Source organism: Pseudofrankia saprophytica, from assembly GCF_000235425.2.
Taxonomy (GTDB): Bacteria; Actinomycetota; Actinomycetes; order Frankiales; family Frankiaceae; genus Pseudofrankia; species Pseudofrankia saprophytica.
The window spans coordinates 3636211-3648365 of record NZ_KI912266.1; the positions used below are offsets into that span (position 1 = coordinate 3636211).

The window sequence follows — 12155 nt, forward strand, 5'->3', positions numbered from 1 at the left end:
GGCGGCGCCGTCGTCCGTGCTGGGTGAAGGTGGGGTTGTCACGGTCAAGATCCAGGCTGGTAGTAGGAGTGGACGGCGGGCTGGTGGGTGTAGTTGGGGCCGGCGTGGTCGTCGGCGCCCAGGTAGCGGAACGGGAGAAGGATCTCGCGTCGGCCGTGGCAGGCTAGTCGGTGTCGACGGGCGTCGTAGGAGAGCCCGGCGGCGCGAAGCGCCGTCGTCAGGCCGCGCCCCATGGGCTGTCCGTCCGGGCGCCGAATGCTCGCGGCGTCGAAGTCGGCGATGAACAGTCCCGTTTCGGTCAGCGCATCCACGGCGCGGGTGAGGACCGCGAGCTTGTCGCCGACGTAGTGCAGCCCGTGGACGCAGGTGATCAGGTCGAACCGGCCGGATGGCTGCCAGCTCACGACCGACGCGGTGACCAGTTCCACGTTGCCGCCCGGCGGTCGCGGCGTGAACGCGTCGACCAGGTCGATGCCGACGAGGCGGGTCACGTCGCCGAGACCCTCCGTGCGCAGCGCGTCGGCGGCCTGGAGCAACGCCCGGCCGGTGCCGCAGCACAGGTCGAGCCATGCAACCCGGGTCTTCTCGGTCCTGCGGTCGTCGCCTGTCAGACGAGCGCGTAGCCAGTCCAGTGGCCGGAAACCGAGCTCACGCTCGTAGCTGTTGACCCCGGTGAGCTGGCGCTCCCGGTTCATCGCCCGGTTCGCCACTACCGACGAGGCGGTCAGCGCGTCCTCGTTGAGCAGGCTGGTCACCACAGCAGTCTCCCGGATCGCCGTTCCGCGTCCGGTCGCGGTGGGGGCCGTCTGCGATGGCCAGGCCGGTACAGAAGCCCGCGGGTGGCCGGGCGTTGCGGGGCAGCGCGATGTCCTGGGACGAAGGGGAGTCGTCGGACAGGCCGTGGCGCGCCAGCGATTGATTTGCTCCTTGTAGCTCTGGATGGCTTGTCGCGGCACGGGTCCGCTCGACAGCCCTCAAATCGAGGCGTGAGGGAGGCCTTACCGATTGCGCCCGTTGGGGTCTTCCATACGTCGGCGTGGGCGGCGGGGGCATTGTGGCTGTCTTCGCCGATAGCACCGCTCCATACATCGCCGTGTCGGACACCGCGACGCCCGCGGTGAGGCATTCAAGGTTGAGCAATCCGTAGCCACGAGCACCCAACGGCGATCGGTTCCCGACCCTGAAGCCTCGTCGGCGGGCGAGGCAGGTGGACGAGCCATCACAGGGCGTTTGAACAGTGGCTCCGACGTGCTGTTCTGGCCGTCGGATAGAACAATTATTAGATGATCATCTCGTCGCCAGTTGGCGTCAGGTCCTTTATGCGGCCAGGATGTTTTGTGATTTTCGAAAGTGATTCGGCAGCCTTGTTTCGTGTATCGGCGTCGTGCGATGAGTCGATGACGTCCAGACGAAGAGTGTGGAGCGCAGCGAAATGGTGGGCCGGCGCGATGGCGGCTAGAGCCTCGGCGATCTCACGCCGCCTCGCCGGATCGGCTAGTCGTGCCGCGTGGAGGGAGACGAGAGCGTTGATTGCGATCGTCCGGTGAAGGGCTCCGAACCGCGCGGCCTCATAGCAGGTCATCGCCTGGTCGAATCCTCCGTTGCTGCACCGTTGCAGGAGCTCACGCAGAACCCTGCGCGCCGGGGCTCGGAACTCCCGACCGAAGTCGGGGAGGAGACGTGCTGCCTGTCGACGGTCAGATGGCCGCTGTGTGGTGTCGTCAGCCAGGTGGAGGAGCATGTCGATCGCGTCCCTGGGATCATTGCCGCGGTTCTTGTGGAGCTCCTTGCGGGCGAGTGCGCGTTCAAGCGGAGTCGACGCTTCGTCGGTCGCCTGCTGACGAAGATATTCAAGAGCCTTTCGGCGAAATTCCTGGCCTCCCTTGGCCAAGCATCTTGCTGAATCCAGACGGGTCTGGGCATCAGCATCTGAATCCAGGCAGATCGCTTCAAGCGCCACGACTGCTTGGTCGGAGGCGAGCGTTGCAAGCGGCCGGGCCGCAGACAGGCGTTGTCCACCGGAGATGCCGGTGTCGGTGGCAAGGCGTTCGAGGATGGCGACTGCCTGCGGCCGATGCTGGTTGAGTTCTAGGAGCGCAGTCGCGGCCTCGGCCCGTTCCCAGGGATCAGCGAGCACATCGCCGGTGACCAGGAGAAGTAAGTCGGCGGCGTCGACACGGGTCTTCGCACCAAGGGTGGCCAGCCTGTCCGCAGCCTGGCGGCGTTCCCAGGCGCGCAGGGACCCGTCGGCGGCGATCGCGGAGAGAAGCTGGGCGGATCGATCCTCGTGGTGTCGGCTTACTGCGAAAAGTTCGCTGGCTGCGCAGACGCGACGCCAGCCGTCTTCGAACTTATCAGAGGCGGTCTCGATAAGGAGGTCCACCACACGGTGGTGATGGTGGTCGTCGAGGTCGGCATGTATTCCCTCGCAGTAAGCGCGGACCAGTCGATCGTCGATCGTGTCGCTGGTCAAGGATTTTAGCGCCCGCATTGACGCCTGCCGGCCACTGGTGCCCAGTTCGGTGAGCGTCTCTGCCGCCCAAAGGCGGTTCCACATGTCGGTCGTCGTTTCGGTGCACAACGCGTACAACGCGGCGATGGACTCGGTGAGCGCGGAAGGGCCGAGTTCGGCCAGCGATCGTGCTGCCCAGCGGCGGACTGGTGCATCGAGCACGCGGCTAGTCGTAATCTGCCGGAGCACGCCGCGGGCGGCGATCTGCCCCGGTGAGCCGAGCCGTGCAATGCCGCGTGCGGCCACTAGGCGTTCATGCGCGTCGTTGTCTGGGTCGACGGCCAGCTGGGAGAGCACCCGGATCGCGCTTTCCCAGTGCTCGGCCCCGTAGCGGGCCAATGTCTCCGCCGCCGCCTGTTGGTTGCCTACACCGAGGGATGGGTCGGTGGCCAGTTGGGCGAAGACATCTGCCGCGCGGTGGTGCTGATCCGCTCCCCGAAGTCGTTGGATTCTGCCCGACGCCTCCAGCCGTGCGTCCTCGTCCGCTGCAGGGTCAAGTGCCAGAGCCGACAACAGCTCTGCTGCTCGGGCGGGTTGCGCGTTGAGGCTGGCCGCCGTCGCTGCTACGAAGGTCCGATCTTCGGCGCCGATCGCAGGCTCGACCGCAAGCAGGTCTAGGAGTTCCTTGGCCTGTTGCGCGTCGTTCGGGCCAAGGTTCGCCAGAGCCTCGGCAGAGAGCAGCCGGGTTCTGAGTCTGACCAATGGGCTCGCGGTGAGATCGTGGAGGACGCCAGCGCCGCGTCGCAGGTCGTCACCACGCAGGCGGATGAGACTCTCCGCTGCCCGGCGCCGTGTCGCAGCAGCCATGGCTGGGTCGCCGGCAAGATCACGCAGTACGGCGGCGCCGCGTCTCCGATCCTCACTGCGCAGCTCAGCCAAACTGCTAGCGGCTTGGCGCCGGTCACCCGCGTTGACGGTTCCGTCGATTGCGAGGCTATACAAAGCATCCGCGGCGCGATGCTGATCTTCTCTGCCGAGTTCCGCTAGGCTGTCTGCGGCCCGGCGCTGGTGGTCGGCGCTGATCATTCCGTCAACCGCAAGGTTGTAGAGAACGGCGGCCCCCCGACGCTGATCCTCACCGCCCAGCCTCGTTAGAGCACGCGCGGCTTGGTGTCGGTCGTCGACGTCTATGGTTCGGTCGGTCGCAAGGCTGTAAAGAACGGCGGCCCCGCTGCGCCGGTGGTCACCACCCAGCTCGGCCAGCCTCGCCGCAGCCCTCGACCGCTGGTCTACGGCGATGGTCGTGTCAACCGCGAGATCGTAGAGTACAGCGGCTTTCGAGCGGTGTCCATCACCACGGTCTGGCATTGCTGCTGCAGCGGTCACGCGATCCGCGTCGCTCAGCAGTGGATGCGCGGCGACTTCGCAAATCAGCTGCATGGCGATCTCGCTATACTGTGGGCCAAGATCGGTCAACGTATGCGCCGCGTCGAGTCGAGTCGAAGGAGCGGCGGTGAGACTGGCCGCGATGCGGCTTACGAGAGCACCTACGAGCGGGCGGGCACTGGGCTCCAAGACGGCAAGAACTGCTGAAGCCAAGAGATGTTCGCCTGACGCCGCCGTGGCGTCGCGTAACACGCTGGCGAAGAACTCCAGAACTTCGCGGCGGTGCTCGGCCGATATCTTGGCCTGGCTCTCTGCCGCGATACGGCGTTCGTCGACGGCCCTGGTCGGATCCGTGAAGATCCGGTACATGGTCTTCGCGACCAGAGCTGGGTCTTCGTCGGAGAGCCTCGCTAGAATATGCAGAATATCATCTTTGCGAGTCGAATAAGGTCCAGGACCCTCGACAATCTGTTGCAATGCGGGGAGTATTTGGCGTCGGTGTTCCTCGTTTATTTCCGTCAGGTCGCGCGCCGCTAGTTCCTTCCAATACCAGTCGATGTCGTTCTCTCGGCCAATCGGCGCGACTACGAGGGCTAGGAGCGCTTGGGCGGCCTGATCGCGGCGCTGCGGGCCGAGGTCGGCCAGTTTTCGCGCGGCCTCGAGACGTTGGTATATCGAGGTGGTGATGTCTGCGGTCAGATCGCGCAAGGCGGTGGCCGCCGCGTCGCGAAGATCGGGGATGATTGCGGCAGCGGCGGCGAGGGCCTCCGTCTGATAACGCCTGTCGACTGTCGGGTCGGAAGCGATAATCCGCAGGATGTCTGCGGCACGTTGCCGATATTCTCCGCCGAGTTCGGCGAGGGTGCTAGCGGCCTGTACCTGGATGTAACCGGTGGTGGCTGGACTCTGGGCAAGCTCTTGCGCGATGACAGCCCCGCGATCTCGATGCTCACCACCGAGTCCAGCCAGCTCGCGCATCGCAAATGCGCGGTCGTACTCGTCACCGCCTTCTTCAGCAGCCATGGTGGCCAGTGCGTCCGCAGCGTCCGCGCGGTCGTGTACGCCGAGCTCGGCAAGTTCCCGCGCAGCTCGAACTCGCTCCGTTATCGGGTAGGTGTGATCGGAGGTCAATGTTCGTAGGGCTGCGGCGGCACGGATGCCATGGCTTCCCCCGAACCGGGCGAGACATCCAGCCGATGCGCATCGAAGCGCTATCGATTGATCATCGGATATCCATCGGTTCAGAGCGTCGATGGCACGATCGTGGAGGTCCGGACAGCTTTTCCGGAGAAGGCCGAAGATGGTGATTGTCATGGCCGGTTGGACTTGCGGGTTGGCCGACAGCTGGCGTAGCTGGTTCCGGACCGCCGAGTGGCGGGTCAGGCCGGCCATTTGTCGCAGCCTCCAGGCCCCCCAGAGACCAACGAGAACGCGCTCTTCGAGCTGGCTGAGAAAGGTGGCCAGTTGGGCGCTGTCTGCCGGAGCTCCCTGGATGACCAGTTCGGCACCACGGTCCTGGTAGTCGCGCCCGCCAGTCAGGAGCATCGTCAGCAGGCTGGCGCCTGGGCCTTGGCGGTGCAGGTAGTGCAGCACTACGCGGGTGCCGCTCTCGTCCTCAAGCAGCAGTCGGCGGATCAGGTCGTCCCACGGGGGCAGCTCCGGCCGGACGTCGTCCGGGAGTGCCCGCGCCGTCGCGCTTGCTGCGAGGTGCTCCGCGAAGGTCTGGTGAAGGAATCGCAGACGCCCGCCTTGCCGACTGAGCAGGCCGCTGAGCGAGAGCCATTCGGCCATCGACTCGGTCCAGCCTGCGGGCAGACGTTCTGGTAATGGAGCCTGCGCCACTAGGTATTTCTCAGTGTCATCGAGCAGGCGGGTATCGGCCGTCGTGTAGGTCGTGGCGAGTCGCTCAAGGAGCTCGACACGGTGTGCCTCCAGCCAGTCCGCAAACGCGGTTCCGCCAGCAACGAGCCGAAACGATTCGAGCGCGGCGGAACGGGCAATCGCGCGGATAGCGCCGAGGTGGTCGATGTACTGCTCGTAGAGTTCGTACCGGCTGCCGGGCAGAGGCTGATCCAGCCTCGCGGCATGGACCTGTGCGGCGAGCGCGGCGAGGAGAGGAACCTCCAAGATGTCGCCGAGCCCCGCCGCTTCAATCTGGTCGAGGAACTCCCGTGCGGCGGCCTTGCCCGCCAGGCTGTTATCGGGGTCGAACCAACGATATGCGAAGGTGTTCAGTGCCGCTGCGTCGAATGGTTGCAGTTCGTAGAAGCCCACCTGAGGACCGGCCAGCAGTTGGACTTCTCCTGGTGCCAGCGGCCTAGTGGTCACCAGGAAGCGGGCCGGGCTGTCCGGGTCGGACATCCGTGCGGCCAATGCCGTGAGCAGCTTCTCGCGGCTGGCCTGGTCGGGAATCTCGTCGAGCGCGTCGACGATCACAAGCCAGGGCAGGTCGTGGACCGTGGTGGTGAAGAGAGCGGGGATTGGCAGGCCATCGCCGAGCGTGTCGTATTCGTTGGCGACCGCCGCGGGCAACGCCTCGTTCCAACCCCGGTGTAGGTGCATTGCCAAGACCCGGGCCGGTAATACCAGCGGCACCGCAAGCCGCTCGACCGGTGGCGTTCCGGTCGGGTCGAGCAGGGCCCGCGCCAGTTCGTGCGCGACCTGGTAGCCCAACGTCGTCTTGCCGAGACCGGCAGCGCCCTCGATCACGAGGTGGCCATGCTTGCCGACCACTTCGTCGAATGGCTGGGCCAATGCCCGCACCAACCGGTCCTTCTCAACCCACGGCGCGCCGGCCCTCTCTGGCGCTTCCTCGCGAACCTGCCGGGCCTCGCCTGCGGCGCTGACACTCGGGCGGACATAGACACTCGACAACGATGATCGCCGATCACCACGAAACGACCGCGGCAGGCTATCTGTAACCTTCAGCGTCATCCGTAGCAGGCTCAGTAGCCTCGGTGGCGCTTTCGGTCGCCCCTTCGCGGCGCCGTCCGTGACGAACGGCCCGTCATCGGTCAGGCCAGCAGGCCCGAGACCAAGGATCAAGGCATCGTGTCCAGGGAATAGCCGAGAGGCCTCGGTGAGGATCGCGGTTCGCAGACCAGGGACGGCGCCGTGAACGATCAGGAGCGAGACCTCTGTCCAGAAGGTCAGGCGGTCCCGGCTCTGCGACGCGGGATGCCGGCTGCGAGGAAGCCCTGCCCGTTCCAACAACTGCTCGGCCTCGAGGGGGGCAAACAGGTTCGCGAGCGTGTCGATCTCCTCGCGTGACAGCCCCTCCACGCTCCGCCCACCCCCGCGCGCTCACCGGTCGCAGTAAGGTCGCGACCCTGACGGACATCATCCACCGTGTCGTTGTGCCGCACCCGGGCCTATAGGCAGATCCGGAGAATTGAGAGTGCGGCGATGTTGCGGCCACGGATCGTGGATCGCTAGGGCGACGCCCTCGGGCCCGCGGCGGGCATCGTTCGAGCCATCGCAATGTCGGACGCTGCGATGCCTGCGTCGTGGGCGGCCAGAAATCGCGTGGCGTCTCCACTGAGGCGTCGGAGTTCTGTCGTGTGGCGGCCCGGCGTCCGGTTCCGGCAAGCCGGCTGTGGACTATACGTGGACTCGATCTTGTACGGCGCCTGGCTGCGGTGAGCGACCGCTAACCGGTCATCAGCGAATGTGCAGGCCAGAGATGGCGCGGGCGGTCACCAGACGCTGGATTTCGCTCGTGCCCTCGAAGATTGTGTAGATCTTCGAGGGCGCGAACCAGATCCAGGGCCAGGTGATCAGCCGCCACCTGGTGAAGGCCCGTGGGAGCGCCATCTGACATGTCAGCGGGTACGGGGGGCGACGCGCCGGGTCGGTGGGGCCGTGGTCGGGTCGTCCGGCCAGGGGTGGCGGGGGTAGCGGCCGCGCAGTTCCGAGCGGACCTGCGGGTAGCCCGTCCGCCAGAACGATGCGAGGTCGCTGGTCACCGCCACCGGGCGGCCCGCCGGTGACAGCAGGTGCAGCACCAGCGGGGCGCGGCCGTCGGCGACGACGGGTACCCGCTCCCAGCCGAACACCTCGGCGATCTTCACGGCCAGGACGGGGCCGGCGGCGCCGGTGGTGTCGCTGTAGTCGAGGCGCACCCGGGAGCCGCTCGGCACCGTCACCCGCTCGGGCGCCAGCTCGTCCAGCCGGGCGGCCTGTGGCCAGGGAAGCAGGCGGCGCAGCGCGTGGCCGGCGTCGACGCGCTCGAGGTCGGCGCGGCGGCGCACTCCGTCGAGGTCCGGCCCGAGCCAGTCGGGGGCGCGGGCCAGCAGGGTGGCGTCGGTGACGTCGGGCCAGGGGGCGCCGAGTACCCGGTGGCAGAACGCGAGCCTGTCCCGCAGGGCGAGCGCGTCGGCGTTCCAGCGCAGCACGGGGAGTCCGGCGTCGCGCAGCCCGTCGAGCGCGGCGGCCCGCAGCTTGGACGGGTCGGGCCTGGTCACCGGGCGTTCGGCGAGGATGATCGCGCCGAGGCGTTCGAGCCGGCGGGCGACGATGTCGCCACCGGACCAGGCGACCTCGTCCTCGGTGCGCAGCAGCGCCGCGCCCGCCTCCCGCGCGGTGGCCGCGTCGAGGGCGACGGCCAGGCGCACCCGGGCAGACGTCCGGCCGGACCCGCGGTCGGCGACCGCGATGGCGAGCCATTGCGCCCCGGCCAACGCCGAGCCCGCTGCGAGCTCGGCACCTGTCCCACCGGCCATCAGGTAGTTCGAGCCGCCGGGATCGCGGGCCCGCGCGAGCCGCTCGGGGAAGGCGAGGCCGACCACGAGTCCGGCCGCAAGATCGTCGGTCATCCCACCCGTTCCCCGTGCCGCGGGTCCGGCAGGCCCGGCAGGTCCGGTAGGCCGGGCGGGCCCGGTAGGCCTGGCGGGCCCGGTAGGCCTGGCGGGTTCACCGGGCCGGGCGGGTGCGGCTTCCGCGACTTCCGCGGCCGAGCGCAGCCGGCGGGCCTCCTCCCGCCAGCGGGCGGATGCGGCCCGGTCGGTGTCCGCCCGCAGGCGGCGCCACGTGGCGACGAGGTCGTCGGAGGGGCCGCCCGCGGGGCCGTCCCCGGAGAGCATCGCCACGACATCCGCCGCGCGGCGGGCGCCGACGGCCCTGGTGCCGTCGAGCAGCGCCCGTGCGAGCCGCGGATGGGCCCCGACCTGGGCGATCGAGCGTCCTCGCGGGGTGACTCGGCCGGTCTCGTCGACGGCGCCGAGCGCCCGCAGCGAGACCCCGGCGGCCTCCATCGCGCCGGCGGGAGGGTCGCTGAGCAGCGGCAGGCCCACGCCGCCGGGATGGCCCCAGACCGCCAGCTCCAGCGCGAAGGCGGTGAGGTCGGCGACGGCGATCTCCGGTTCCGGCTGGGCGGGCAGCCGGTCGTGTTCGGCGGCGGACCAGCAGCGGTACACCCGGCCCGGCGCCTCCCGGCCGGCCCGGCCCGCGCGCTGCCCGGCGGACGACCGCGACACCCGCACGGTGACCAGCGAGCCCAGCCCGCGGGCGTGGTCCATCCGGGGGGACCGGGCCAGACCGGCGTCGACGACTACCCGCACGCCGGGCACCGTGAGGCTGCTCTCCGCGACCGCGGTCGCCAACACCACCCGGCGACGCGGGCCGGCGCGCAGCACCGCGTCCTGCGCCCCGCCGGTCTGGCGGCCGTGCAGGCTGAGCACGTCGACCGCGTCGACCGTGTTCCGGTGCCCGGCGAGCCGACCGGCGACGGCGGCGATCTCACCGGCCCCGGGCAGGAAGACGAGCACATCCCCGGACGTCTCCCGCAGCGCGCGCCCGACGGTCGCGGCGACGTGGTCGAGCAGCCTCGGGTCGACCCGCAGGCCATGCGCCGGGGTGATCACCCCGGGCGGGGGCGCCCAGACCACCTCGACGTCGAACATCGAGGCGTCCGTCCCGATGACCGGCGCGGGCTGGCCGGGCGCGCCGAGCATCGCCGCCAGCCGCCGGGTGTCGGCTGTCGCGGAGGCGGCGAGCAGGAGCAGGTCGGGGCGCAGCGCGGCGCGGACGTCGAGCAGGAACGCGAGCGCCAGGTCGGCGTCGAGGTGGCGCTCGTGGCACTCGTCGAGGATGACCGCGTCGGTACCGGGCAGCTCGGGGTCGCGTTGCAGCCGCCGGACGAGCACTCCCGGCGTGACCACCTCGACCCGGGTGGACGGCCCGACCCTGCGCTCGCCGCGGATCGTGTAGCCGACCGCGCCGCCCACCTCGCCGCCACCCACACCGCCGCGACCCGCGGCGTCCGCACGAGCCCCGGCGCCGCCCGCCCCGCCAGCGCCAGCGAGGCTGGCCATCCGCCGTGCCGCGGCGCGGACGGCGATCCGCCGCGGCTCGACGACCAGTACCCGGCCGGGGACGTGGTCGGCGAGCGCGAGCGGGACGAGCGTCGTCTTGCCCGTGCCGGGCGGGGCCACCAGCACCGCGGCCCCGCCGGCGCGGCCCGACCCGTGCTGGTCGCGGGCGGTCAGCGCGGCGACGAGCGCTGGCAGGGCGGCCCGGACGGGCAGGTCCGCCCCGGCGACCGTGAGGTCGGGCAACATGCGCCCAGTCTCCTCGGACCAACGCGGCAGAGAGCGGCGCGGCATCCTGCCCAATGCTCTTCCGCTGACGATGCGCCAGTTCGACACTGGATCTGGACGCGCCAGTTCGACACTCGGATCTGGTTGAGAGGCGGTAAGGGACGGATACGGAGGGGGCGCACGTCGCCTAGGATTTCGCGACCTGTTGGCGCCGTTCCTTGAGCGTGGGGGAGTCGAGAACGGTGGCGTCGCCGCGTTGCCGGTTGAAGGTCGAACAAGGTTTCCAGCGGGGGCGCGGCGGCCAGAGATGCCACCGCCTCGGTGAGGACCCGGTGGGCTGGCTGGTCAGCTGGTGAGAACGGCCAGACGGGCGGCGGCCTCCGCGGTGTCGGGGTGGTCGGGGCCGAGAATGCGTCCGGAGCGTTCGAGCGCGTCGCCGAGCAAAGAGCGGGCTGCGGGAACGTCTCCCTGCGCCTGCAGTTCGGCTGCCATCTCCCGTTCGACGAGGACCGTGAATTCGTGCTCCTCGCCCAGGGCTCGGCGGGCATGCTCCAGGCAGTCCGCGAACGCCGCCCGCGCCGCCGGGTGATCTCCCTGCATCCCCAGCACCGAGGCGAGGGTGTACTCGGCGCCGATGGTCGACAGATCATCCGCGCCGCGCATCTGCCGGGCTCGGGTAACCGCCGCTTCGAACGCCTCCCTCCCGGCCGGCCCCTGCTCACCGGACGACAGCGTCTGTACGGCCAGCCGCTGATCGATGCCGACAGTGTGCGGGTTGCCCTCGCCCAGGATCCGCCGTGCCCGGGCCAGCACCGCCTGCAGCTCCGCCCGGGCCGCCTCGGTGTCTCCGGACCCGTGCAGGGCGGCCGCGGCGTCCGCGGCCGCGCCGATGGTGTCGGGATGGTCCTCGCCGAGGGCGCGGCGATGGTGGGCAACGACCTGCACGAGCAGCTCTCGCGCCGCGGAATACTCCTGCAACGACATCAGACTCAGCCCGAGCTGGTAGGCGGTGGCGACCGACTCCGGATGGTCGGTTCCGAGAAGGTGCCGACGGTGGTGAAGCACCTGCTCGTACAGGTGACGCGCGGTCGGGTAGTCCCTTTCCACGACCAGCGCGGCGGCCAGGTCCGCACCCGCGGTAAGGACGTCGGGATGCGCGTCGCCGTGGGCGGTGAGTAGACGCTCATAGCGGGCGCGAGATTCCGCCACCGGTGCACGCCCCGGAAACCACGGGGCTGTCTCCCCGGAGTCCACGCCGTCCCCCGAGGCCGGCCGCACGGCCCGGACAGCGGCCAGAAGCCGCCTGCGCGCCTCGTTCTCCTCCAGGTCGAACAGGTCCACACAGTCGGCCGGGTCGACCTGGCCACAGCGACTTACCCGCACCCGCACCACGGCCAGGGCCTGCCCCGACGGGCCGAGTGAGGATGCCAGCCGCCGTTCCACGGCGTCCCCGACGGTGCCGACATACACCGGCGAAAGCACCAGGATCAGACTGGTCGGCCCGTTCACCTCTGTGCCGAGGCCGCCGACCCTTATCCCTATGTCGTCGCCGCCGCCGGCGGCAGGCGACGACACCAGGTCGAAACCGCCCGCCCGCAACTGCCAGGAGATCCACTCTGCCCAGGTCCGGTCGACCTCGGCGAACGACACCATGAAACGGCCGTTCATACCGGCTCCCGTCATCGAACGGTGAACACCGCGCGCTAATTATACCGTCTGGTCGCAGCGTGAATTCTGGAGAAATCACCAACAGTGGATGGCAATGCTCGTCAGCTGGGCCG

At 69.4% G+C, this 12155-nt stretch carries 5 protein-coding genes; all 5 read right to left on the reverse strand.

Annotated elements, in window-relative coordinates:
- Window positions 1-44: 44 nt before the first annotated feature.
- The 5 genes from FRCN3DRAFT_RS0215155 to FRCN3DRAFT_RS0215175 all read right to left on the reverse strand — a co-directional run bounded on the left by FRCN3DRAFT_RS0215155 (window position 45) and on the right by FRCN3DRAFT_RS0215175 (window position 12042).
- A complete protein-coding gene (locus FRCN3DRAFT_RS0215155; RefSeq protein ID WP_232794049.1) occupies window positions 45-755 on the reverse strand; it encodes a class I SAM-dependent methyltransferase in 711 nt (236 codons plus the stop codon).
- A gap of 524 nt (window positions 756-1279) precedes the next feature.
- On the reverse strand, window positions 1280-7120 hold the full coding sequence (locus tag FRCN3DRAFT_RS0215160; protein ID WP_007512547.1) for an effector-associated domain EAD1-containing protein: 5841 nt from the start codon (window positions 7118-7120) through the stop codon (window positions 1280-1282).
- 378 nt (window positions 7121-7498) lie between these two features.
- Window positions 7499-7651, reverse strand: a complete 153-nt coding sequence (locus FRCN3DRAFT_RS54080) for an acyl-CoA dehydrogenase domain-containing protein (RefSeq protein WP_007512545.1) — start codon at window positions 7649-7651, stop codon at window positions 7499-7501.
- An 8-nt stretch (window positions 7652-7659) separates the two neighbouring features.
- Window positions 7660-10395: an ATP-dependent RNA helicase gene (locus FRCN3DRAFT_RS0215170; protein ID WP_007512543.1), complete on the reverse strand. Its 2736-nt coding sequence runs from the start codon at window positions 10393-10395 to the stop codon at window positions 7660-7662.
- A gap of 324 nt (window positions 10396-10719) precedes the next feature.
- The gene (locus tag FRCN3DRAFT_RS0215175; protein ID WP_007512541.1) at window positions 10720-12042 is read right to left on the reverse strand and encodes a tetratricopeptide repeat protein; all 1323 of its coding nucleotides are present in this window, start codon (window positions 12040-12042) and stop codon (window positions 10720-10722) included.
- Window positions 12043-12155 lie beyond the last annotated feature (113 nt).

What these genes read in the sequence shown, in the direction of transcription:
- FRCN3DRAFT_RS54080 (WP_007512545.1), bottom strand. Translation starts at nt 7,651, where the DNA reads ATGGCGCTCCCACGGGCCTTCACCAGGTGGCGGCTGATCACCTGGCCC.
- FRCN3DRAFT_RS0215170 (WP_007512543.1), bottom strand. Translation starts at nt 10,395, where the DNA reads ATGTTGCCCGACCTCACGGTCGCCGGGGCGGACCTGCCCGTCCGGGCC.
- FRCN3DRAFT_RS0215175 (WP_007512541.1), bottom strand. Translation starts at nt 12,042, where the DNA reads ATGAACGGCCGTTTCATGGTGTCGTTCGCCGAGGTCGACCGGACCTGG.